Here is a 25264-nt window from a genome sequence, read left to right as displayed (position 1 = left end):
GTTATTGGTAGCTTATTTTGTTAGCTTGCTTGTGAGCAAGGAGCTAACCCCCACGTCTGCTTCTGATAGTACACATCGGCGTATCCGGCATCACCTTCTTCAATTGGAGCTAGTGTTAAGCGCGTAAAGCGTAAAAATCGATTTGGTGTAATAACCCTCATCGCCCCACTCGGAATACTTTCACTGCTATCCACCACAAAGTCTTGTGCATTCGGGCTAATCTCCAATTGAATAACAAGCGGCGAAGAGCCTCGATTAATAATCGCATATGAAAGTGTGCTCGTTACGGACGTGTCTTGATATGGCAGCGTCAGAGCCTGATCGAAGCTTAAATTCAGAAATCGTTGCTCCCCAAAAACCGTTTGAGAACCAGGAACTACAATCGGTTCTCCTTTCCCGCATGGTGGTGGACAACATTCAGGCGGACGTTTGGGTGGAAAAATGGGGCGGCGAGGAGAAGGTGGGCGTATGAAGCAGTTGCGTCGCTGCGAGTGACATCTTCTCCTTTTTTTAGAGAATCGTTTCCGATGAGGTCGCAACTGAATCATACTTTTGAGCGCATTGTGAATTTTAGCGCCCTTACGTTTGTGCCGATTGTTTTTTTTCGCTCTGCTCATATGCAGTCGAAGATCGTGAACGTTCGCCTTATTAAAAGGAATAATATGATGTGTGCTCAATTCCCTTGCTAGTAGTCTCTTGACGACTCCCGCAACACGAAGCTGCTGTGTATGGTCCTTTTGCACACGAGAGGGCGTCCTTTTTTTAATAACAGGAAACAATAAGATCCCGTGTGCTCGATTACGGCGGGAGTGTTTGCTATTCGTGTAACTATTACTGCGTACACGTTTTGTGCGTGAATGAGGTGTCTGCTTATGGATGGGAAGCGATTTTGGGCTCTGTCGATTGGGACTGCTTGCTGGTTTGTTTGCTGTGGTCTGTTCTTTTAGATTGGATGAAAAAAACAAAGTGACGTGGTTTTGAGGCGAATGTTTTCGTGGAGATTGAGGTCGCTGCTTTGAACTGGATTTGAGCTTTACAACTTTTCGGGAAGAAGTACTCGATCGTTGTCGTCGGCTTTTCCCACCTGCTTGCCACCTTTCCATATCCCAAATACCGCCTTTCCACCTTAATCATGTTGTTGCATGCTATGCAGTAACAAGTAAGCCGTTCACGGTATATGCCTAGGTAGACAACACTTTTTTTGATGTGCTAGGATGAGGGAAATAAAAAGAAGAGGCAGGAGGTACAACATGCCCCATTTATTAGTGCGTGGAGTTAAACCAGAGCAGCTGGCGAGAGTGAGCCAACCCTTAGTGGACGAGCTGGCCGCGATATGTCAATGTGGTACAGATAATTTTACAATCGAATGTTTGCAAACAGTAGGTGTATTTGCAGGTGAAGTCGTTCCTTCATTCCCATTTGTGGAAGTGGCTTGGTTCGAGCGGGGAGACAATGCGCGGGATCAATTTGCGCAGGCAGTGACGAAGCATATTCAAGCACTCGGTATAACCGAAATTGAAGTTGCGTTTACAACTTACAGCGCTGATCAATATTATATTGAGGGTAAGCGCTGCGATCGATTGTAGTATGTTAACGAGGTCCGGCTTGAGCATCAGCTTGCATATAGATGTGCGAGAATCGATTCGAGCAGGGCCTCGTTTATGGTTTATTTGGGACGACGTCTCAACGTCAAAGAGAGGGACAGGAGAACTAACAGTGCTGCCAGTCCAAGCGCGGTATAAAATACACCGGTGACGAAATGGTGTTTCACGGCAATCCCAACGTATGCCCATACAAATACGAGCAAGAATGCAGCATCGCGATTCGGGCCTCCTACTGTCCATGCGATAAATGCTCCACATGCGAGCATGGCGACTGTCCATGCAATTTCAGCAGTTAAGAAGCTGTCCCATTGCAGGTCATAAAGCACAACGGCTATATTGACTAGCGTAGCAACGCAAATCCAAGCTAAATAAATGCTGAATGGCAGCCAAACGAACCAACGCTCCCCCTTACTAGGTGTTGAACCCCGACGAACATTCATGTAGATAAATATTAAGCTCACTAACAATCCGAGCATACCCACTAACGACACCCACACTTGGTTGTACAAAAAATGCCACATGAGTATCCAAGCTATATTAAATAGCGAACTTAACACGAATAAAGGGCCGATTGCCCGTACAGATGGCAGGGATTCATTTTTTGGCCGTGCCTGATAAATAACGAAAGCGATAAGGAGGGCGTAGATAAGAAACCAGATGGAAAATGTGTAGGCTGCTGGAGTCATAAGTACGGGAAATAGATTAGATATTTCCCCAGTTGTTTTCCCGTTAAAAGGTAAAAAGTTGGCAAGTCCATTTACAATGAGCACACTCATGAGGGCAATGACGTTCGGCCACTTCCAGTTGGACTGTTGCATAAAGTGTTCCTCCTCAAATCGTCTATAATACACAATATAAACCTACTTGGCCAAAAATAACGCATTCGAGTCATCCGTGTGAAATGTTCCTGTTTAGTGAATGCAAAAACAGCCTTATGACCGTTTGCTTCTCGCTTGGTCATAAAGCTGCTCGTATCGTTACACTTTTTGTTGTTTGCGGAACTCGTTTGGTGAGACTCCGGTTTGCTTTTTAAACACTTTGCTAAAATATTTCTCGTCATGGTAGCCGACCATGTTCGCGACTTGCGAGATGCGTAGATGCGGATTGAATAGCAGCATTTTAGCTTTTTCGATCCGTATGTTAGCCATATAGTCGGATAAATTAATGTTAAATTGTTGTTTGAACTTGCGTGATATGTATTCGCGGCTCACAAAAAAACGCTGCGCCATATCCTGCAAGGACAAGTCCTCGTGATAGTGCTGCTCGACATATTTGGCGATATCGAAAATGATATGCTGCTCTTGGCCTTGATGCGTGAGCAGTAACTGCGAAAGTCGCGTCAGCGAACCCAGCCATGCTTGACGCCAATTGTCTAGCGAGAAAGGCTCGGCGGCATTAGCCGCAGCAAGCTCGCTCTGCTCATTGTGGCGTGCAAGCAGCTCTTCTGCTGCATCACCAACGGCTTCATGCGTAATACGCGCGCGAAGCACTTCCCAATCTCGACTCCATAGCTCAAGCTGCTCTGGCGTAATGCGCTCCTGCTTGCTTACATCATTGACCCAGCGCTCAATGGCGGCCGCAATCGAATCGGCGTGTCCGCTTAATACGGCAAGCTTCCACACTTCCTCATAGGCGGACAGGCGAAGCAATTTAGATGTAGCTTGCGATGGCTGCACATGGGTTCCAGTCGTTGCGTTGGACGTCGGCGCGTGGTGTTCCACGGCGTAATCCATACTGTAGTCCATATTTAAGCTCCCTGCTTGGGAACTTGAGCTTTTACTTGCGCTTGCGCTCGCATCAGAAGTGCCGAGCGATCCAGAACCAGAACTGGAACCAGAACCAAAGCTAGAGCCTGTACTACCCATTATACCTGCGGCACTGCCGAGTACATGGATATCCGTTGGAGCAACGTGCACATACACATTGCGCTCTAGCAAATTGCGACGCAACAGCGCTCCTTTTGCTGCCGCATAGGCAGCGGGCAAGCATGTTGGGAAGGCGAGCTCACCGCTGACGCCGATATGCACTTTGCGGCGCAGTGTTAGCTGCAAGCCTTCGTTCATCTCTTGCAGCAGTCGCTCGATACTATCGGCCTGCTTCCACATCACGATTCCGATTTCACCGGGAGCGTTCCAATTGCGGAACGCGGCTCCGCGCTTCTGACCGTGCCGATTAATAAACTCGTTCGCAATATTGACTAACGAGTAGTACACCAAGTCACTATTCTCGCGGAACTTAGCTTTGAAAGCGGCATCCGAAGCGTCCACCTGAAGTAGAGCCAAGCGAACGAATCTGATATTCGCAGGTAGACCGAATTCCTCGCGCAGCCTGCGCACGGGCGTCTCATGAGCAGATTTATCGTCCAGCAGCGCAGACCAGAGCTTCTCAGACACAAGTGGCTTGAACTCGTTGACTTGCATATTTTGCTTCTGGCGTGCGCTGCGCTCCTCTTCTTCATTGCGCCAAGCCGATACGGCTTTAGCGACCGCCTCATTGACCGTATCTGGGTCAATGGGCTTCAATATATAATCCATGCCGCCATGCTGCATCGTATGGCGAACTAGAGAAAAATCGTCATGACCACTAATAACGATTAGCTTACTAGTCGGAGCAAAGCGGCTAATCCACTCCAAGAGCGCGGTGCCGTTCACATTCGGCATCATCATATCTGTCATGACAATTTGCGGCTTATTGGCTTGGATAAGTTCGATCGCTTGCTGACCATCAACAGCTTCATATATCGTATCAATGCCTAGCTCTTCCCACTGTACGAGCAGGCGAATGGCTTCGCGGACGTGTTTCTCGTCGTCTACAATGATTGCCTTCATTCCCCATCACGCTCCACCTGTAAATGTATAACGACGCGAGTGCCGTGAGGCTGGACCGCCTCGACTCGCATGTGTGCTTCTCCCTGATTAAACAGCATCAGCCTTGTCAGTACGTTCACAAGACCGATACGTGATAAAGACTCTGTATCATATTTATCGGCAGACATGCCGTTATTTATTTGTTGAACAGCGTGCCCTGAGCCATCTGAATAATGAACGACCTCATAAGGGGTAACGGCTTGTTGCAACACGGACAAACGACTATTCGCAGCTCCGTGCGCTGCCGTATTCGTATGAAAGGGCTCTAATGAACCTAACCGTTCATTTAATGCGGTTAAACGTGCAGCCTCCATACCGGTCCCATTATCTTCAACGACAAGCTCTAACAGCAAAGGACGATCCGTTTCCAGATCCATTTCAAGATCCACCTCAGGATCCGCCTCCTGCTCGACACTAGAACCTGCGCTCACCCAACGGCTAGTAATACTCAACTCTCCGAACGATCCGCTGCGGTTAAGGCCGTGCTTAAAATAATTTTCTACCAAAGGTTGCAGCGTCATCTTTGGCAGTCGAACATGCATCGTCGTTTGCTCGGTATCGTAGTGAACCGTAAACGTATCTTCGAACCGCTGCCCTTGCAGCTGTAAGTAAGCTTTCACATGATCCAGCTCTTCACGCAGTGTAGCCGTGCTCTCTTCATTGTACATACTGTATCGCATCATGCGCGCCAACGCCGAAATAAGTCCATAAATACGCGGCGCATTGTGCTGCAACGCCAACGTCCCAATAGATTGAAGCGCATTGTTCATAAAATGCGGATTAATTTGCGCCTGTAGCGCTTTTAATTGATTCGTCTTGTTGGCTAACTCTAACTTATATTCTCGCAAAATTAAATTGTTAATCGTATCCATCATGCTGCGGAATCGTTTGGATACAACGCCGATCTCATCATTGCTTACAGGGCGAATGTCGACGTCTAGCTTGCCTGATTGCACTTGGTTCATATAATGGACAAGTTGTGCGATCGGTTTCGTAATGCGTAGCGAGACGATGACCGTTGCCGCAATAATGACGAGCAGCGATACGCCTAAGAGCACGATATTAAATACGGCTGCACGGTTGGCGTCACGAAGCAAGTAGGGCTTCGGTATTTTTTTTACTAAAGTCCACGTCGCTAAAGGTGCCTCAATGCGCTCATGAATAAATAGGGCGTTATCCTGTTCAAAATGGCCGCTGTTGCCACGATTCGCAAATCCGTTTACATACCACTCCTCGTGCAAACGTTTGCCTTGTACCGCTTGGTCACTGGAATAGAACACATATCCATCATCATCGACAACGTATAGATCTTCTTCTCCTTGCGCGAACAATTGCTCTGTAATGGCCGCTAATGCTTCTAACTTCACATCAATAGAGAGCAGGCCTAGTTGTTCCGTAGAAGGAATCCGATATATAGGGCGATGTAGGGTAAATACTTGCTCGCTCGGAAAATAATAAGTCGTATCACCAAAGCCATACGAATGACTTTGATGCGTCGGCTGCATGCGAACGCCATATTCCGTATGGGTGACTGTTCCGCCATACGGGTCCACGCCGTAGGAGCGGCGGGGCACATTTTGCGTCACAAGTGTGGCGCGTTGATGTTCATTCCGGTACAAATACACTTGCCAAATATCGCGCATCGAGGATGATATATTTTGCAACGTCGTATAGACGTGAGCTTCGACGTTCGGATCATCATAGCCTCGTTCGAGTAATCGCATAAATTCAAAGTCCGTATATACGGTAAGCGAAGCTCGATTTATATTTTCCAAGAAGTTCATTAAGTTATGTCGCCCTTGAAAAATAAGCTGCTTATTTTCCTGAATGGCTCGCTTCTTTAACGTTTCCGTCGTGTAGTTATATGAAATCGCCATCGTGGCGAAGGTAGGAACTATCGTTGCGATAAGCATAAATAAAATCAATTTAGTACGAATGCTGTTCCAACGCATCGCATATGACCTCCTCTTGTAACGATCATCGTGCTGACTTAATTAGGCCTGATCAATATTTTACACCATTTCGTTCATTAACATCAGTGTCAACCGCTTTCATGAACGTTCATACTGAGGATAATAACGCACAACATCTTTTATCGTAAAGGGGAGAGGCGGATGTCTCGCAAAAGCTTGTCTCAACTAGGACAACAGTTGTTCTTCATCGGCCCAGCGACGTTCTTTTTCACATTGATCGTTGTTATCCCGTTCTTGCTAGGTGTTTACTACTCGTTCACGGATTGGAACGGTGTTGCAGGAACGGTTAATTGGGTAGGATTGGACAATTTTAAACAAATATTCTCATCAGATTCTGATTTTTTAAATGCTTTTATGTTTACAACTAAATTTACGGTTATCGGGATCATCTTAACGAACTTGGTTGGTTTCGGACTTGCTTACTTGTTGTCGAAGCCGCTTAAAATGCGGAATGTGCTTCGTACCGTATTCTTTATGCCGAACGTAATCGGCGGTTTGTTGCTCGGTTTCATCTGGCAGTTTATCTTTGTTAGAGGTTTCGCCGCTATTGGTGAAGCGACAGGCATCGGATTTTTCAACTTGCCATGGCTTGGTGATGAGGTTACTGCATTTTGGGGAATCATTATCGTATTCGTTTGGCAGACAGCTGGTTATTTGATGGTTATTTACATCGCTGCGATGACGAACGTGCCGAAAGACGTATTGGAAGCTGCTGAAATTGACGGCGCATCCAAGCTTCAAATTTTGCGTAGTGTCATCGTTCCACTCATTATGCCAGCAGTTACGGTATGTTTGTTCTTGGCGATTTCGTGGGCGTTCAAAATGTTCGACCTGAACTTGTCACTTACGAAGGGTGGACCATTCAAATCGACGGAATCCGTCGCAATGAATATTTACAATGAAGCTTTCCAAAATAACCGTTTTGGTCTCGGTACTGCGAAAGCAATGATATTCTTCGTGGTCGTATCCATTATCACGCTCGTCCAAGTTCGCGTTACGAAGAGCAAGGAGGTTGAAGTATAATGGACATTATGAAAAAATATGGTGGACGTACATTAGCGGTAGAGATCGTCATGATTATTCTCGGATTGCTGTTTCTCGTCCCGTTCTACTTCTTATTAGTTAACTCGGTTAAGTCGTTCGGCGATTTGTTATCTAACTCGGCGAGCTGGCCAGAAGTGTTTGTGTGGGAGAACTACAAGCGTGCATGGGAAATTACTAAATTCCCGCAAGCGTTTATGAACTCGTTGTTTATTACTGTCGTAAGTAACTTATTGATTGCATTTATGAGCGCGATGGCAGCGTACCGGATGGTGCGTCACAACAGCCGCTTTAACAATGTACTGTTTCTCGTCTTTGTTGCGGCGATGGTTATTCCGTTCCAGTCCATTATGATTCCACTCGTAAAGGTCATGGGAATGGTAGGCTTGTCGGACAGCATGTTTGGACTTATCGTTGCTTATCTCGGTTTTGGTGGCCCGTTGTCCATCTTCTTGTTCCACGGCTTCATTAAATCGGTTCCGTTGGAAATTGAAGAGGCAGCAACAGTGGATGGATGCTCTCCGTACCGCACGTTCTGGACAATCGTATTCCCGTTGTTGAAGCCGATGTTCGTAACGGTCATCATTTTGAACAGCTTGTGGATCTGGAATGACTACTTGCTTCCGTTCTTGATGTTGCAAAGCCCGGAATTGCGTACGATTCCGCTCGCGACTTTCTCGTTCTTCGGACAATTCACGAAGCAGTGGGACTTGGCATTGCCAGCACTTGTGCTCGGTATTACGCCTGTCTTAGTCTTCTTCCTGTCGATGCAAAAATATATTATCGAGGGCATTACAGCTGGCTCGGTAAAAGGTTAATATGTAATTGACGAAGACTCGTCCAACACTTGTACAAGCGTTAGCTTGAAAGGTGTTGGACGAGTCTTATGTGTACATTGTCAACATCGTCACCTAAGTCGGTCAATGAATTACACCTGATCGGTCAATAGTTTCGGTGTAAACGTTTGCACAAATGGAGCTATACTCAATCTATAAACAGGAAAAACTGCAAAACAAAACATCTTTTTTCATAAAAGAGAGTTCAAAAGGTTTGTATATAAAGGAGGTCTTTCGGATGAAACGAATGGCAAAATGGTCCTTACTGATGTTGTTGGCTGTATCCGTTATGGTTGCAGGCTGCGGATCAAAATCAGATAGCACGACTGGCGCAACAGAGGGCGGCAGTGGTGATGTGAAGACAGTTAAGGTGTTTCAAATTAAAGTAGAAATTGCGGAAGCTTTGGGACGCTTGGAAAAAGAGTTCGAAAAAGCTCACCCGAACATTAACTTAGATATTCAAACGGTTGGCGGCGGCGCTGACTACGGTGCTGCATTGAAAGCGAAGTTCGCGGCTAACGATGCACCTGACATTTTCAACAACGGCGGCTACACAGAGATGAACACTTGGATGGAGCACTTGGAAGACATGTCGAATGAGCCTTGGGTTAAAGACGTGATTCCATTTACAAAAGAGCCAATGACGAAAGACGGCAAGTTGTACGGTATGCCGATGAACTTGGAAGGCTACGGCTTCGTGTACAATAAAGATTTGTTCGCTAAAGCGGGCATTACAGAAGCACCAAAAACGTTGCCACAATTGGAAGAAGCAGCGAAGAAGTTGCAAGCAGCTGGCATTACGCCATTTGCGAACGGCTATCAAGAATGGTGGATTCTCGGTATTCATAACTTGAACGTACCGTTTGCTCACCAAACAGACGCTAATGCTTTCATTAAAGGCTTGAACGATGGTACATCTAAATTTGCAGGTAACCCTGAGTTTGAGAACTGGGTGAAGCTGCTTGACCTTACAATGAAATACGGCAACAAAAATCCGTTGACGACAGACTACAATACGCAAGTTACGTTGTTTGCTAACGGTGAAGCAGCAATGATGCAGCAAGGAAACTGGACGCAAGTACAAATCGACGGCATCAACCCGAATTTGAACTTGGGTATGCTCCCAATGCCATTGAACGATGATGTAGCGAAAAACGACAAGTTGCTTGTCGGCGTTCCTAACAACTGGGTTGTAAACAAGAACTCTAAAGTGAAAGAAGAAGCAAAAACGTTCTTGAACTGGATGGTTTCTTCTGATATCGGTAAAGAATATATTTCGAAGCACTTCAAATTCATCCCTGCAATGTCGACAATTAATCCTTCTCCGGAAGATTTGGGCGACCTTGCAACGGAAATTACGAAGTACAGCAAAGAGAACAAAGTATTGGGTTGGAACTGGTTTAAATATCCAGACGGCGCAACACAAGAGTTCGGTAACGCGATTCAAGCTTATGTTGCTGGCAAGTCCGATGCTAACAAAATGTTCGCAGACTTCCACAAGGCTTGGGACAACTTGAAAAAATAATGAAGCGGCTTTCGGCCTCTACAACGTGTAGAGGCCGATGCTGTATTAGTTATGCTGTGACGTTAAACATGTCATAGGAACACAGTGGTATCATTAGGTAAAATAGGTGTTAACCACATATAAATAGAGATAGAAGCACTATGGATAAAGAAGGAGAGAGGCATATGTTGACAAGTGAAGCAATTCATCCGGACCAGCATGCTGACGGGAATAATGAGGGTGGAGACAACACGGCGATGAAGCCGGGCGCGTTTGTGCGCTTGGAGCAGACAGAGGGAGTTACACTTGTTCATGGTGAACGTGCAGTGTGGGGCGTTCGCTGGTTGAATACAGGTATGGTACGCATTCGTTTGTTCAAACGCGGCGAAGCGATCGATTGGACGACGTCTGCGGGCGTACTTGGTGAAGAGGAGCGCAAGCAGAACTTGAAGTCTGGCGCTTTCCGCAACGAGGCGACAGAAATCGATGGTAATGTAGCCGTATCGGTTACTGAAACCGATTGTGAAATCGTTTGCGCAACAAGCGATGCACGTCTCGTTATTGTGAAGTCCGATTTGACTTGGCGCTTGGAAGATGCGACAGGTAAGGCTTTGGCGCAATCGCGCAAGCTGAACTGGACGAAGCGCGGCGAAACGGCAGCTTGGCTTGATATGCCGCAAACGTCGCATGTGTACGGCTTGGGTGAAAAGACGAGCTTCCTTGATAAGCGCGGTGAGCGTTACACGATGTGGAACTCAGACATCTTCGATCCGCACGTGCCAGAAATCGAGGCGTTGTATGAGTCGATTCCGTTTATGTTGCATATGAATCAAGGCAGCGTCTACGGGTTGTTCTTGGACAACCCAGGTCGGACTGACTTCGATATGCGCCATCACGGCGACCAATATCGCGTCGCTTCCCATGTCGGTGCATTCGATCTTTACCTGATGGTTGGACCAGACATGAAAGACGTTATCCAACGTTACACAGCGTTGACAGGACGTGTATCCTTGCCGCCAAAATGGGCGCTTGGCTACCATCAATCCCGTTACAGCTATGTGACACAACAAGAAGTGTTGGAACTAGCACGCACATTCCGTGAAAAAGGAATTGCATGTGATGTTATATATCTCGACATTCATTATATGGATGAGTACCGTGTATTTACGTTTGATCAAGACCGCTTCCCAGATCCAGAAGCAATGATGAACGAGCTAGCTGAAATGGGTATTCGCATCGTTCCGATCGTGGACCCAGGTGTGAAGCAGGATGCGCGTTACCCGATTTACCAAGAAGGCGTACGTGCTGGTCATTTCTGTGCGAAGCTAGAAGGCGACCTGTTTATCGGCAAAGTATGGCCGGGCGACAGTGCGTTCCCTGACTTTACAGATGATGCAGCAAGCCATTGGTGGGGCGAGAAGCACCGCTTCTACACAGAGCTCGGTATTCGTGGCGTATGGAACGACATGAACGAGCCAGCTGTGTTTAACGAGTCGAAGACGATGGATCTGGACGTTATGCACAAAAATAACGGCAAACCGATGACGCATGAAGAGTTGCACAACTTGTACGGTATGCTGATGTCGCGTGCAACGTATCTGGGCTTGAAAGAGCAAATCGACGGCGAGCGTCCATTCGTATTGACGCGCGCTGGCTATAGCGGAATTCAGCGCTATGCAGCAGTATGGACAGGCGACAACCGCAGCTTCTGGGAGCATATGTCGATGGCGATTCCGATGGTGCTTAACATGGGGATGTCCGGTTTGGCGTTCGCAGGTCCGGACGTTGGCGGCTTCGCGCACGATACATCACCAGAATTGCTTACGCGTTGGATGCAGATGGGCGTATTCTTCCCGTACTTCCGCAACCACTCGAACATCGGTACGATTCGTCAAGAGCCGTGGTCATTCGGTGAGCAGGTTGAGGACATCAACCGTCGCTATATCGAGCTGCGCTACCGCTTGATGCCGCACTTGTATACGTTGTTCCGTGAAGCGTCAGAGACAGGCATGCCTGTTATTCGTCCGCTCGTGCTGGAATATCCGCACGATCCGAACGTAACGAACATGTGCGACCAGTTCTTGTTCGGTAGCGATATGCTCGTTGCGCCGATCTTGCGTCCAGGCACAACGTTCCGTGGCGTATACTTGCCAGAAGGCGTATGGTACGACTTCTGGACAGGCGAGCGTCACGAAGGTGGTCGTGCGATTTTGGCGGATGCACCGCTTGAGAAGATGCCGATTTACGTGAAGGAAGGCGGCATCATCACAGAGGGCTTGGCGAAGTTGCATGCAGACGATCGTAAAGACGACGCTGAGCGCGATGCGATCACGTTTACGAGCTACGGCTTGGCAGCTGAAGGCGAATCCGCATACACGTTGTATGAGGATGACGGCGTAACGTTTGCCTTCGAGCAAGGCAGCTACAACGTGCTGCGCGTAACGGCTTCCCGTGAAGCAAATGGAGCTGCGCTTAGCTACAGCTACGCAAACCATGGCTTCGCAGCGCGTCGTACGCAGCTTACGTTCCAGATGAAGCACCTCGGCTTTGAGCCGACAGCCGTTGAAGGCGCTGCTTCTTGGACGTACGAAGCAGCTAGCGATACACTCAACATCACGGTATCCGATGATGTCGAGAGCCGCAGCCTTCGTATTCAAGGCTAACTCAAGCTACTCAAGATGAATTCTAACCATTAATATGGTCAGTATTCGTTATGACTTACTTTATAGTGCTAACTGGGTCTGACTCTACAGTAGATTTTATTGCTGTGAGACAGACCTACCACCAAATCTACATCGGTATTAGATGAAAAAAGCGCAGGTCCTGAGGCTATAGGGTCATTCCAGTTCCCTATATCAGCCCCAGAACTTGCGCTTTTTGTGTCATCGTGCCCGACTTGAGCATATTGTGGGCGAGCGAAAGCTGCCCAACCTCCAAATTTACTTTGGCTAAGCAGCGAAGCAGTAGACACTGAAAATCTCAAGAGCTTCAAGCGCCCCAAGCGCCCCAAGCGCCCCAAGCGCCTCAAGCGCCTCAAGCGCCTCAAGCGCCTCAAGCGCCTCAAGCGCCTCAAGCGCCCCAAGCGCCCAAGCGCCTCAAGTGCCTCAAGTGCCTCAAGTGCCTCAAGTGCCTCAAGCGCCTCAAGCGCCTCAAGCACCTCAAGTACCTCAAGTGCCTCAAGCGCCTCAAGCACCTCAAGCACCTCAAGCACCCCAAGAACCTCGGTTGTTTCTCGCTTGTCCTAAGACACACTCTGGCTCCACCATGTGGCGAATCAAGAAGCTTGCAGCCTTCGTTAATTCTAAAGCCATTCTTTGGCTTGCTGATATTGACCCGGATGCCTGATGCTCATATAGAGCTCTTGATGCTCATACAGAACTCCTAATTCTCATACAGATTTCCTGATTCTCCGTAGTCTTTGTACACTCTCATTTCATAGTACAGTCTGTGCCGTATCTTTTTCTAAATCCATTGCAAAAACACTCTGCCCTCAGTGAGGTATGACTTTTGAGGGCAGTCGCAATGTCCCTTTCGATTCTAACGGTTGCCACAGTCGTTATTTCTACTAATGAGAACCTATTTGAAATCTAACGGTTATCGTAGCGCTTATTACTATGAAAATGGCTGAATTAACATGTCAGATCATCAAATAAGCTCTCTGGCATCCGTTAGAAATCGAAACCGTGTAAATTTGGGCAAATAGCACCTGTGGCAGCCATTAGAGGCGATCAGCCCACAGCTGAGCAGCCGGGCATCCCAACAGCCCAACAGCTGTGTAGCTGCCCGACAACCCACAGCTGGGCAGCCCGCCCAACAGCTATGTAGCCGCCCGACAGCCCAACAGCTGTGTAGCTGCCCGACAGCCCACAGCTGGGCAGCCCGCCCAACAGCTATGTAGCTGCCCGACAGCCCACAGCTGGGCAGCCCGCCCAACAGCCCAACAGCCCAACAACCCGACAGCCCACAGCTGTTAGGCTACACCCATTTTCGTATCTGCGTGTAAGCGAAGCGGTGGCAATGCGAGATGCAATAAGATAGCCGAACCATGCTCGATGTATCTCCAATTTTTGGAGCCCTCCCTGTGCACATACGCCAATCCCGATTAAACAAATGATGAAATTGTAATCCCGAACCACTTGTGCACCATGAATAACGCCTCCATACAGCCATCTAGTCGCCTCAAATGTCCCGCATACTATAGTCAAAAGAAATGCTTCTCGGTCCTTTGACTTTTGGAACGTCCACACATGTCACCGAACATAATAGACGCAAGCCATCCTCCAAATTTAGAAGTAATACCTCATGAGTACTGGACATAGTATAGGTTGTGTTTTATCTCATTCTATTTTAGGGAAGGTGCATTGCGTAATGAAAAAAGCTTTAGTAGGCTGCCTCGTATCGGTAGGCTTATTAGCTTCAACTGTTGGTGTTCAGGCATAAGATTTTAAATCTGCACCCAAGTCTATTAATGCGAATGTAGTCTCTGAACGATTGCCTCATTACGGAACAATAGCATGGGCTCACTACTATATGGATAATCCACCTTTTGGATGGGCCATATTTACTCGTAATAGTACGAGAACGGGCCTTATTTGGATCATAGGGGCACAACCTGAAGATCAAAAAGAAGTGATTGCGACTAGGGAGCGACTTCCAGATGGTTGGGTCATTGCCAGAGAATTGGGTGAGAAGAGAAGAATTGTCTTTGTGGAAAAAAAAGTGATTCAGTATGATTATCCTCTTCCTGAAGGCTGGATTGTTGAAAAAGAAGAGGGCGGCTGGAAGCATATTTTAAAAATTGATGGAAATAGGGGGTTTATTAAAGGCGACTTTCTTACCGTACCGCTTGGAGGCCTTATTGAGCGGGAAAGGTATCGCAGACCTGGGCCAGAGTGGAGACAGTATTTTTTATATCATGATCGAGTTGTGTTTATTAAAGAGCATTAAAGAGTAATTTGCGCCTCTAGGAACCAGTGGTCTTTTCTAACTAGGTACGGTGTGAAGAAGAGGGGCAGAAGTTTCTGCCCTTATTCTAGACTATTGCTGCTTGCTATTGGTTTGTGCGTTACCATCCTCTGTTGCTGCCTTGCCTAATAAGGAAGTCTGACTTGTACAAGCTATGCTTATGAAGCTTAGCCATCCTATCAAATGACTTTATGATCAGCGTATAGCAGTGTATGTTTGTCCCACTCATAACTCGATCTACCATGTTCATCGTTTTCGTTACACTTCTAAATTTGTTCAAGTATCCATACCCTACATGTAACGTTATATAGCGAACATCAGCGAACATCTAGATTTTTTAAACCACTCTATTCAGGAAAATATATGCACTATAAAAAAGTTATTGACGTAAGGGCCACTTGTTTTTTATAATACCTATTAAACAGGTAGGAATTATTAATATTAGCATCTTGTTCAAAGGCTGAAGGTATTTAAGGGGGTAAAATAAAGATGAATCAATCATGGATTTCAACGCAGGATTGGTCCACATATGCAAGTTGGGGCGCTGCGTTTCTATTAGTTATAGTGCTATGGTGGTTAGCTAAGAAAAAGGTCGGCTTTGGAACGCGCGTACTACTCGCGATGGCGTTCGGTTTAACCGTAGGTGCGGTCTTTGGTAAAGCTTCGGCAGATATCGGTATCATTGGCTCTGTGTATGTAAGCTTAATTAAAATGGTCGTTATTCCGCTCGTTTTTGCGGCCATTATTACGAGCATTACATCGGTTAAAGATGCGAGTGTGTTAAAAAAGCTAGGCACAAAGACAATCGCGATCTTCCTTGCTACAACAGCAATTGCAGCTGCGATTGGCTTAGGTACGGCACTTGTGATTGACCCAGGTGCAGGAATTGGTCAAAGTGCAGAAGCGTTGCAGAAGTTCGAGCAGCGTGAAATTCCGACATTTAAAGAAGTAGTGCTTGATCTGGTGCCATCGAATCCGATTAACGAAATGGCAGAGGGTAAAGTCGTTCCAGTTATCATTTTTGCGGTGTTTATCGCTATCGCTATTATTATTGAAGGATCACGAAATCCGGAGCGTGTGCAGCCGGTAAGAGCATTTTTCGAATCGCTGTCGCAAATTATGTTCCGCGTGACGAAGATTGTGATTAAATTGACGCCGTACGGTGTATTCGGCTTAATGACAGCCATGGCAGCTCGATATGGGTTAGCTACAATACAGGAGCTTGCATGGTTTATTGTAGCGGTGTACGTAGCGTGCTTGATTCATATGCTCGTCACATACGGTGTACTCGTTACGTTTGTAGCGCGCGTGAACCCGATTCGTTTCTTCAAGAAGGCGTATCCGACGATTGCGGTTGCCTTTACGACACGCAGCAGCTATGCGACGCTGCCAGTTAACTTGGAAGTGATTACGAAACGGATGAAAGTGTCTGATCGAGTTGCGAGCTTCGTTGCTCCACTTGGGGCAACGATTAATATGAACGGTTGCGGTGGTATTTATCCAGCAATCGTAGCGGTGTTCGTTGCTCGTGTGTACGGCATAGACTTGAACATCGCGGATTACTTGTTAATTATCGGCGCAGCAACATTGGCGTCGGTTGGGGTAGCTGGTGTACCAGGCCCGGCCTCCATTTCGACGACAGTTGTCCTCGTGCAAGCAGGCTTGCCGATCGAAGGCTTTGCCCTCGTGCTGGCAGTTGATGCGATTGTCGATATGGCGCGGACAGCGGTCAATGCGACTGGAACGACGGTTGCTGCACTCTTAGTGGGCAACAGCGAAGGTGAATTTGATCGCGCGGCGTTTAATAGTGAGCAAGACGATGATATTGACTTCGGTAACGAAGCAGGTCACGGCAAGAAGACAGTTGCTGTTTAAAGTTTAAAGAATGAAGAAGCCCGTTTCTCCGCGTAGGAGTGAACGGGCTTCTTTTTTGGCTTCTTTTTGCTAACTGGCTTAATGAACGTATGCTTCAAAAATGATGGATTGCGTTATGCTTCTCATTTTGCGTCGTCCCATGCTTCTTATTGGTGTTGGCGAGCCTTAAACATCGCATACTCCAGCGGAAGTTCAAGTCCTCTTTGATGTGCCGCATGATCGCCAACCGTAATTAATATATCTCTGCTTGGTTTGGGGTTAACCTCAATTAGCCAGACACGCCCATCAACATCGACTGCGAGATCGATTCCGATTTCATATAATTTAAACCCACGACTATCTATAACGGCGGCTAACTGCTTAGCTAGTTCTTCACAATCTTTTTCAATTTCGTCCGTGCGAGCTTCGCCAAACCGTTCAATTAAAAAGGGGCGGAATTTAGCGCCATAACTGTTGCGATTAATCAAGTTGGAATTCGGACTGCGCTCAGCGCTAATGCGCATGCCAATACCTGTCGTTTGCCATTTTCCTTCCGCATCCCGCTGATACATAAGTCTGGCATCAATAGAGCGATTGGGAATATGTTCCGTATTAATGCCTTGCTGGAGCATAAACCCTCCTGTACCTCTACGCTGATTGCGCGACCAATGGAGCAACCATCCGTTAACTCCAGCTATATTTTTAAACTTGATTTCCTGCAAACGAGCATTACGTTGTCGCCCCCACACTAAGTACGATCCCGTACTCGTACGCTTAATACGCACGACACCATAGCCCCCTGTACCGTTGCTCGGTTTCGCATATATCGTTGCATATTTTGCGGCCAACTGCTTGAGGTTGTTCGCAGTATACGGGGCTGTTTCTGGCACCCACCGAGCCGTGCGGTCGTCTGCGGCGAACATCTTAGTCGCGGGCAATTTTGAAATAAAAGGTCCATTGATAAAGGGAAATAGCTTCTTGCGCCGTAAGGCGCGGTAGTGAGGTGTAATTTTACTGCGTCGTCGATCAATAACGATATCTGGCCAAGGTTGCAGCTTGCCTACCCAGCCCTTGCCGTTATGGGTAAAGCCATAAATTTGGCGTGATTTCTCGCGTACATCGTAAGAGTCAAATATATACACGCTCACTCCTAACGATTTTCCGGCAGCTATCCATTCACGGAACATCTTTGGCTCAAAAAATCGAGTACCATTGCGGTAGGAGAGAATGCCGATCACGGTTTGCTTTGTGCTCATTTTGCGCCTCCTTTTAATAGATGCTGCGCATGCGAGTGAGGAGTTAAGGCGAGGTTTATATAGGGGGGATGATGTAATAGCATATATCATTGTATGGTCAAAGGTGCTAGGGCATATGACCGCATAACCGCGTAGTCATATAAACGTATAATCAGATGGCCGTATAACCGTATAAATGTGAAACGTGTAGCTATGATGGGAGAGGTTCTATTATTTTGTTAATAGGCGAACGACTTATTAAGTCTAGTGATAGTTCTAATAGAGAGGGAGAAAATGATATAATAGACTCTTAGTCTAATCTACTAATGACTAGACTGGGAGAGGGGATGCTAGCATGAGCAACAACGGAATGGCAGCAAAATGCCTTGCTTTTGCGCTTGGTACAGCGATTGTGTTGAGTGGATGTCAGAGTGAACAAATACCATCTAAGGAAGTGAAGGCAGCTGGACAAGCCGGCCAAGAACAAATAGATCCAGTTCTTACATCGCAAACGGGAGATTTAGCTAAGGATAACGCGGCTAGTAATGGACAAGGAGAGGTGGAGCGTTTGAAAGCGAAGCATACATTGGCCAGTACGACTGAAAATAAGGTCGGCAAAGCTGTCGTCACAAACGCAGAATCCGAGCTTGTTGTCGTCAATAAAAAGCGTTTCTTACCAGATGGATACACGCCAAGTGATTTAGTAGAGCCTAAGGTGCCATTTTCATTCAAAGGGCCGCATGAGAAGCGCCAGCTGCGACAAGTAGCGGCAACAGCGCTTGAGGAGCTGTTTGCGAAAGCCAAAGAAGACGGCATGAAGCTAAATGCTGTGTCCGGCTATCGCTCTTATAAGCGTCAGCAGTCGCTCTATAATCACTACGTGAACACGAAAGGCGAGCAGTATGCATCGCGTGTGAGTGCCGTTCCAGGATCAAGCGAGCATCAGACGGGCTTGGCGATGGACGTATCGAGCCCGAGTGCGAACAACGAATTGGAACAGCATTTTGGAGATACAGTAGAAGGTAAGTGGCTGGCTGAACATGCCCATGAGTTTGGATTCATTATCCGATATCCACAACAAGGGGAGAGTATTACTGGCTATATATATGAGCCGTGGCATATTCGCTACGTTGGCAAGACAGCTGCTGCTGCCATTTATGAGCAGCAAACAACGTTGGAGCAGTTTTTGCAATAATACGTTTATTAATATATAGACAAGAGAGCCTGATTGGCGGACAGCTTACGTTCCGCATCAGGCTCTCTTTATGTTGTAACAAGCTTATTAATTAACGATGTGAACGACGAGTTAGCATTTGCTTGCTCGTTACTTCATTCGTGCACTAACGGAATCCGTGTTGTTCCGGCGAGAGATGTCTGTTACGACACCCTTTTGCATCACGCTTAAGATGTCCAAGAAAAGCTGTTGCTATCCTTTTCCTTGTTCGTTTCGTTATGATCAGCCCCATTGCTTACCGCTATGCTGCGAACACCTTCGGCCCACTCTTCATTGTTATAGGACAATATTTCTTTGCGTAGCTCCAACATTTTGCGATCGAGCTCACCGACGGCATTGGCAGCGTCAGTCAATTCTTTCGTTACATGTGCAGGTACTTGCTGTTCGAATTTATAAAATATAATGTGCTCTAGACTAGCCCAAAAATCCATCGCCAACGTACGCATTTGTACTTCAACATGAATCCATCGTACGTCTTCGAACAATACGAGTGGAACTTGGACAATAACGTGCAAGCTTTGGTAGCCATTTGGCTTCGGCTCTGCGATATAGTCTTTAATCTCGACGATACGAATGTCGTTCCGCGTCTGTAGATGCTCTAGTATTAAATAAATATCTTTAACAAATGCGTAAACGATGCGCATGCCAGCTACATCATAAATTTTGTTCACAATCGAATCGAGTGTTAAAGGAAAACCTTTACGCTGCAATTTGTTGAAAATGCTGTTCGGCTCTTTCAAACGAGTTTTTATATGCTCAAATGGGGCATAGCCATTGCGTAATTTCCATTCAGCTTGAATAACTTTCATCTTGGTCTCCAACTGCTCTAGAGCCAATTGATAAAGAGTAGGCAACTCTTTTACTTGTTCATATTGATTCAGGATCAATTCAGACTGTTTAGACATATGCATCCCCTCAAACAAACGTATTGTGCAGGTAACAGATGCATCACATCTCTGCGACTATTCTATTGTAACGGAAAAGTTGCCTTCATTTCAAAACTAATGATCTGTGTCATACGCTTATTTTCCATTTACTGTGCTGATAACGTCCAAGCTTCTCGGATAAAGCGGCTAATTTCAGCTTTCTGTCCGTGTACAAGTGCAGGCGAGCTAATATAAAGCTGCTCACGAGCTCTCGTTACGGCTACATAGGCAAGCCTCCGCTCTTCTTCCAATAAGTTGTCTGAAGTAGATGCGGATTCTAATGCTCCTGACGGTGCCATGCTGCCTTTAGAGATGGAGCCTGCACCTTGCCTGTGCTGCACGTGGTTGAGACGCTTGGTTTGCGCATTGAGCTCACTGCGCTCAATACGCTCATTGCCGTTGGCGGACAAGCTCGCCGCTGCTTGCTTATCGGCGGGCGCTTTGTCACGCAGTGCCGTCCGGTGAGGCAGAATGCCTTCTGAGACTCCGATCATAAATACTTCTGGGAACTCTAATCCTTTGGCACGATGAATTGTCATTAGCGTGACAGCATCTTCATCGTTATGCTTGCGAACTTCCGCGTACGCTGCGGCTAAGCGGTCAATATGATTCAAAAAAGCTTCAACTGTGTCAAAGCGCTTAGCGGACGCTTCTAGCTCTTCCAGCGTTTCAGCGGCGCTGTCCTGATGAGCGGTCGCCTGCTCACCGGAAAGAGCCGTCGTATACTTGTCGTAAAATTCACGCCGCATATCGCGAATAGCTAGCGCTGGCTTCATTGCGGCCAGCTTTTTTATATAACGAATGCGCGGTTTAACCGCCTCGCGCTGAAAGTCGGCCAGCTGCGTCCATGATTGTAGATGGACGAGCGGGTACTTTTTGGCCTGTTGCTGATCCGCATCGCGTATATACGTCATTCCCGCATCACGGGAAACGTACAGCGCGGCAACGGCGCTCTCTAAGGCGTTGAAGTTCCGCGGCTGAAGCGCCAACCGCAAATGATCGATAAGCGGTCTAACAAGCCCGTGATCGTAGAACAACGGCTCAGCTCCGAATTGCCGGAACGGGATCTCGTGCATGGTGAAATACTCCACCACAGCGCGGCTTGCCTGCGCGGTGCGGTATAATACCGCGAAGTCACTCCACGGCCTTGCGCCGTTCGCGACGCGTGTTTGAATTCGTTCTGCGACGAATCGCGCTTCATCGTCCGCATCACGTGGGTTAACGTAGAGCGGAGCCGCTGGGACGGTGCTAGAATTAGCATCTTGTGCTACAGCAACCATCGTCTTCGCAAGCCGTTCGTTGTTATGACGAATAATCGCGTTCCCTAGTCCGACAATCGGCTTTGTTGAGCGAAAATTCCAGCTTAGCGTCACTTGCACTGCATCGGTGTAACGAGCTTTAAATTCCGTTATATATTTATGGCAAGCGCCATTAAACGTGTAAATCGTCTGATCATCATCCCCGAATACAGCCAGATTGCGGCTGTCCTTCGTAACGAGTCTTATCAATTCATATTGCACAGGCGTCGTATCTTGAAACTCGTCAACCATAACGTACCGAAAACGACGACGCAGCCGCATCAGAAGTGCCTCATCTTCTTGCAGCATGCGAACGATATCAACGAGCAAATCATCAAAATCTTTCAACGAACGCTCTGCTTTTTGCTCCTCAAAGCGAAGCATAGCCCGCTGCATGTCACGTTCCGTCATATCCGTCGGCTTCCATTCCCCGGGTGACAGCATACGTGCCTTTAGGGCAGAAAGTGCCGCCAATACGGTCTCTGCTTGCAGCGAATCATGCAAGCGCAACTCACGCAGCACACGTTTCATAAACCCGTGTCGAGCGCGTTCTTCCGCGAGCAGTGTGAATGGTGGTGCATAGGCTTGCAGCAAGGCGAGCGCGAAGGAATGGAATGTGCGTGCCTGAACGTTGCGTGCCATTTTGTAGGTCACGCCAGGCAGGCGGCCAAGGCGCGCACGCATTTCCGCAGCAGCCTTGTTCGTAAAGGTGACTAGCCACAGTGCTTCTGGCGCCACACCGTGAACGGCCATTAAGTAGGCTGCGCGGGTTGTAAGCACCGACGTCTTGCCAGAGCCTGCTCCTGCAAGGCAGAGCAGCGGGCCTGCATGATGGCGTACAGCATCGCGCTGTGCGCTGTGCAAGCGCATCCCCTGCTTTTCAAGGGATGCGAAAAACAGCAAATCCGCTTCGTGCTGCTCGCTATGTTGCCCACTCTGCTGCCCGTGCCCCAACTCGTGGCGCTGCCCACGCAACTGCTCGCTCTGCTGACCATGCCCTAGCTCATGCCGCTGCTCACGCAGCACACTCTGGCGTGACAAGCTTGACTGTCGCGGCTCAGTGAGCGGGTTCGTTATTTCATCGGCCATTGGAGCGGGCCAATACTTTGCTATGCCGCGCGGGCGATTATCCCATAATGCCTGTGCCGGCGGCGTGTTTGACGTACCATTAGATTTACCGTCCGTCGTATGTTTACCATAACCAGTGCCATTATATTTAACGTGCTTATCATTTTTAGAGCCTTGATCGCCTTTTGCACGTTCAGAACGTGGTAATTCTGTCATTGCCTCTGTGCTCCCTCTTGTTATAATCACCCATTTAGTATATCTATGTTAATATCTGTTCGATTTTTCGACAGCAACTTTCGACACAAATCTGCGTTAAAATAGACAAGGCATAATAGGTTTAATTATAACTTTTGGTGAATCAAAGATGGAATACATGTTTTTCCTCATTATTAGTAATGGTCAAGCATATGTTCACATAGATGCACACTATTAGGCGTTTCGTCTGTTAGAATCACGTTTAAATGTTTGAAATAAGGATGTGTTTATTAATGAAAGATGCGAATGGAGGAGCCGGGATGAACCGTTGGTTGCAAAAAATAAAGGATGGAGCGTCCAAGGCATCCGAAAAAGCTCAAGTTGTTATCGAAATTAACCGTATTGAGACGCAGATTTCGACACGGCAAAAAGATATTGATCATAACATTTTTAATATCGGTGAAATCGTATACGAAGCTTATAAAAAGGAAAACTTGGTGAAGGCAGAGGCAGACGTTAGTCAGCTAGTGGAGGCCAATCTGTTATTGGAGCGGGAAATTCGTGATTTAGAATGGCGTCAAAGCTTATTGAAAAATGAGAAGCGCTGCGAATGCGGTGAAATTGCCGCATGGAGCTCTAAGTTTTGTCCAGCTTGCGGCAGTAAGCTCCCCGAGCCGCCGCCTACTGCATTAACGAAGACTACGTTTACAATGGAAGATACAGATAACGACTTCTCCTCGTCAACGACGATTTTTGACGAACAAGAGGTAAAAGATGCTGAACCTAAGTATGTTACTTTGAATAAGTCGAATACACCGTCAAGCTACAACAAGTTCGATGAAGAGGACGATGAGCCGGTTCAGCCCTATCAAACACGACTAGGTGGTAATCGGATCGATGTGAAATCTGAACCGGAACTTTCGGCGCGCTGCTGCCCGAACTGTGCAGCTTACTCGGAGCTTGATGCGAAATGGTGCGAGCGCTGCGGTACACCGTTTATTTAGCAGACTGGGTAGAAAGAGTAGATAGCATAGATAGGCGCAGAGCATATACGTGACGTGCGAAGGGCAGGGGCTTGTCCCCTGCTTTTTTTAAGTGCGAACAAACGTACGATACGCTACAATAGAAGGTAGTCTACTTAGCATATACGGGAAGGTCGAAGGAGGATTTCGTGTGATAGACAGCCTGGTGCAACATCTACGAGCACTCGGATTGACAGAAATGGAAGCTAGAATCGTCGTTAGCTTGTCCGAGCAGGGGCCAATGACGGGGTACGAAGCAGCCAAAAAGCTAGGCGTATCCCGTTCAAATGTATATGCAGCCCTGCAACGGCTTGTTGACCATGGATTCGTCCTCCATCGACAAGGTGAGCCGTCTTATTATACATCGATTCAGCCAGAGGAATTAACACGAACGATCAATTCACGGTTGGAAGCATCGCTTCGCTATGTGGAGCAGCATATGCCTGCCACACAAGCAGATGACACGGACTTCTTCTCCATTGAAGGAGAGCGGGCGGTCACTGATGCGTTAAGACGGGCGCTGCATGAAGCGCAATTTGAGATTATTGCAGATGTTTGGCCGGAGGAAGCGACGGCACTAAGAACTGACTTAGAGCAAGCGGAAGCGCGCGGTGTGCGCGTGCTATGGTCGATTGCAGACATAGAAGAACATAAGCATGGGGTGAAACGGAGCGTTGCGTTACTGAAGCAAACGGCGCATTGGCGGAACCCCAATGTTAAGGGTGAGGGAGAAGAGCAAGCCGATCTTGGAAGTTTGATTCAAGATGAATCTAGTGCTACTACTGAAGAAGTTCAAGGTTCGTCCCAAGCGGCACTTCAAGGTATGTCACAACCTCAACAGCGTAAATTTTCAATCGTCATCGACCGCAAGCGAGCGATAATCGGAACTCGTGGTGAAGGCCGTATGGCTAAGGCGCTCGTAACTAGCCATGAAGCGGTAACTGATTTAGTGATGGGTCATTTTGCGCAGGAACTTATCTTGTATGAACTAGAGCAGCAGTGGGGCCCAGATCTAGAGCAAGTGTGCGGTGAACGGTACGAGCGAACGTTAAAACGTTATTTCGATTTTGGTGAAAATGATTCAGAACGTTAATGATCGTTTCGTTTACAACATGTTCCTGCAACGCTTATGACTATGTAACGTATTCCATATAAATGATATCGACAATAACGAATGCGTTGCACGCGATTATTCACGTCTTATGTGCATAGTTTCACGATTAAAGAGCCAGCATAATGTTAACGGTAAACTAATCGTATAGGTGTGAAATGCAATTCGTACCAGGAGGACTTCATCATGGAATACATCGTTCATTTTGACGTTGAACATAAAGGCACGAAAGAGGTATCTAAGCTGAGGGGACTTGTAATGGTTCCTAAAGGGGAGCGCCCGAGCGTTAGCGATTTGGTAGCGATGTTTAGCGCAATGGGCTATGATGTGCGTTGCGAGGACGAAGCAACTTATACGTTCGTGCCGAACGCGGCAGACACAGACTATACAGAAATTCATATTAAAAAAATGGACAACGGCGAAGAAGAGTTCGTCATTGACCCACATTTAAAAATGATGGTTGATCTGTTGGTGAATAAGCCGAATCGCCCGATGTAATTTAAATACAATGTAACGAACAAAGCCCCTCTA

20 protein-coding genes are annotated in these 25264 nt (G+C 47.3%); 11 read left to right on the top strand and 9 right to left on the bottom strand.

What is annotated here, in order from left to right:
- Nucleotides 1-20: 20 nt before the first annotated feature.
- Nucleotides 21-743, bottom strand: coding sequence for a DUF6385 domain-containing protein (locus KIK04_RS08365; protein ID WP_232277810.1), 723 nt, complete (start codon nt 741-743; stop codon nt 21-23).
- Nucleotides 744-1250: 507 nt separating this feature from the next.
- Between KIK04_RS08365 and KIK04_RS08360 the strand changes: the two genes are divergently transcribed.
- Nucleotides 1251-1586: a DUF1904 family protein gene (locus KIK04_RS08360; protein WP_232277809.1), complete on the top strand. Its 336-nt coding sequence runs from the start codon at nt 1251-1253 to the stop codon at nt 1584-1586.
- An 80-nt stretch (nt 1587-1666) separates the two neighbouring features.
- Here the strand turns inward: KIK04_RS08360 and KIK04_RS08355 are convergent, their stop codons facing one another.
- The 3 genes from KIK04_RS08355 to KIK04_RS08345 form a co-directional block, all read right to left on the bottom strand.
- Complete coding sequence (locus KIK04_RS08355; protein WP_232277808.1) at nt 1667-2422, bottom strand: tryptophan-rich sensory protein; 756 nt, start codon at nt 2420-2422, stop codon at nt 1667-1669.
- Between the two features lie 159 nt (nt 2423-2581).
- Nucleotides 2582-4432, bottom strand: coding sequence for a response regulator (locus KIK04_RS08350; RefSeq protein WP_232277807.1), 1851 nt, complete (start codon nt 4430-4432; stop codon nt 2582-2584).
- Nucleotides 4429-6423 carry a cache domain-containing sensor histidine kinase gene (locus tag KIK04_RS08345; RefSeq protein WP_232277806.1) on the bottom strand — a complete coding sequence of 665 codons (1995 nt, stop codon included), beginning with the start codon at nt 6421-6423 and terminating at the stop codon, nt 4429-4431. The genes KIK04_RS08350 and KIK04_RS08345 overlap by 4 nt, the downstream gene beginning before the upstream one ends.
- Before the next feature lie 162 nt (nt 6424-6585).
- Here KIK04_RS08345 and KIK04_RS08340 point away from each other — a divergent pair, with 162 nt between their 5' ends.
- From KIK04_RS08340 to KIK04_RS08325, 4 genes are all read left to right on the top strand, one after another.
- Nucleotides 6586-7467 (top strand): carbohydrate ABC transporter permease, encoded by an 882-nt coding sequence (locus KIK04_RS08340; RefSeq protein WP_232277805.1) that lies wholly within the window; start codon nt 6586-6588, stop codon nt 7465-7467.
- Nucleotides 7467-8303 carry a carbohydrate ABC transporter permease gene (locus KIK04_RS08335; RefSeq protein ID WP_232277804.1) on the top strand — a complete coding sequence of 279 codons (837 nt, stop codon included), beginning with the start codon at nt 7467-7469 and terminating at the stop codon, nt 8301-8303. Before KIK04_RS08340 ends, KIK04_RS08335 begins: the two co-directional genes overlap by 1 nt.
- Nucleotides 8304-8559: 256 nt before the next feature.
- Complete coding sequence (locus KIK04_RS08330; protein ID WP_232277803.1) at nt 8560-9846, top strand: ABC transporter substrate-binding protein; 1287 nt, start codon at nt 8560-8562, stop codon at nt 9844-9846.
- Between the two features lie 164 nt (nt 9847-10010).
- The gene (locus KIK04_RS08325; protein ID WP_232277802.1) at nt 10011-12488 is read left to right on the top strand and encodes a glycoside hydrolase family 31 protein; all 2478 of its coding nucleotides are present in this window, start codon (nt 10011-10013) and stop codon (nt 12486-12488) included.
- Nucleotides 12489-12556: 68 nt separating this feature from the next.
- Here the strand turns inward: KIK04_RS08325 and KIK04_RS08320 are convergent, their stop codons facing one another.
- A complete protein-coding gene (locus KIK04_RS08320) occupies nt 12557-13036 on the bottom strand; it encodes a hypothetical protein (RefSeq protein ID WP_232277801.1) in 480 nt (159 codons plus the stop codon).
- A gap of 679 nt (nt 13037-13715) precedes the next feature.
- Complete coding sequence (locus KIK04_RS08315) at nt 13716-13889, bottom strand: hypothetical protein (RefSeq protein ID WP_232277800.1); 174 nt, start codon at nt 13887-13889, stop codon at nt 13716-13718.
- Between the two features lie 466 nt (nt 13890-14355).
- Here KIK04_RS08315 and KIK04_RS08310 point away from each other — a divergent pair, with 466 nt between their 5' ends.
- Entirely contained in the window at nt 14356-14772 is a 417-nt protein-coding gene (locus KIK04_RS08310; protein ID WP_232277799.1) for a hypothetical protein, read from the top strand.
- 507 nt (nt 14773-15279) lie between these two features.
- Complete coding sequence (locus tag KIK04_RS08305) at nt 15280-16665, top strand: dicarboxylate/amino acid:cation symporter (protein WP_232277798.1); 1386 nt, start codon at nt 15280-15282, stop codon at nt 16663-16665.
- A 146-nt stretch (nt 16666-16811) separates the two neighbouring features.
- On the opposite strand, the gene KIK04_RS08300 is transcribed toward KIK04_RS08305, so the two are convergent.
- Nucleotides 16812-17900, bottom strand: coding sequence for a YheC/YheD family endospore coat-associated protein (locus tag KIK04_RS08300; RefSeq protein WP_232277797.1), 1089 nt, complete (start codon nt 17898-17900; stop codon nt 16812-16814).
- Between the two features lie 334 nt (nt 17901-18234).
- Between KIK04_RS08300 and KIK04_RS08295 the strand changes: the two genes are divergently transcribed.
- Complete coding sequence (locus KIK04_RS08295) at nt 18235-19074, top strand: M15 family metallopeptidase (RefSeq protein ID WP_232277796.1); 840 nt, start codon at nt 18235-18237, stop codon at nt 19072-19074.
- 206 nt (nt 19075-19280) lie between these two features.
- On the opposite strand, the gene KIK04_RS08290 is transcribed toward KIK04_RS08295, so the two are convergent.
- The gene (locus tag KIK04_RS08290) at nt 19281-20018 is read right to left on the bottom strand and encodes a GTP pyrophosphokinase (RefSeq protein WP_232277795.1); all 738 of its coding nucleotides are present in this window, start codon (nt 20016-20018) and stop codon (nt 19281-19283) included.
- A gap of 128 nt (nt 20019-20146) precedes the next feature.
- Entirely contained in the window at nt 20147-22621 is a 2475-nt protein-coding gene (locus tag KIK04_RS08285) for an ATP-dependent helicase (protein WP_232277794.1), read from the bottom strand.
- Between the two features lie 299 nt (nt 22622-22920).
- Here KIK04_RS08285 and KIK04_RS08280 point away from each other — a divergent pair, with 299 nt between their 5' ends.
- From KIK04_RS08280 to KIK04_RS08270, 3 genes are all read left to right on the top strand, one after another.
- Nucleotides 22921-23604, top strand: a complete 684-nt coding sequence (locus tag KIK04_RS08280; protein WP_232277793.1) for a zinc ribbon domain-containing protein — start codon at nt 22921-22923, stop codon at nt 23602-23604.
- Between the two features lie 169 nt (nt 23605-23773).
- A complete protein-coding gene (locus tag KIK04_RS08275) occupies nt 23774-24715 on the top strand; it encodes a helix-turn-helix domain-containing protein (protein WP_232277792.1) in 942 nt (313 codons plus the stop codon).
- 204 nt (nt 24716-24919) lie between these two features.
- A complete protein-coding gene (locus tag KIK04_RS08270) occupies nt 24920-25231 on the top strand; it encodes a dipeptidyl aminopeptidase (protein WP_232277791.1) in 312 nt (103 codons plus the stop codon).
- The last annotated feature ends 33 nt before the right edge of the window (nt 25232-25264 follow it).

Origin of the sequence: Paenibacillus sp. 481, from assembly GCF_021223605.1 — a bacterium.
In the GTDB taxonomy this organism is placed as follows: Bacteria; Bacillota; Bacilli; order Paenibacillales; family Paenibacillaceae; genus Paenibacillus_B.
This window is presented reverse-complemented; position numbering and strand designations above follow the sequence as displayed.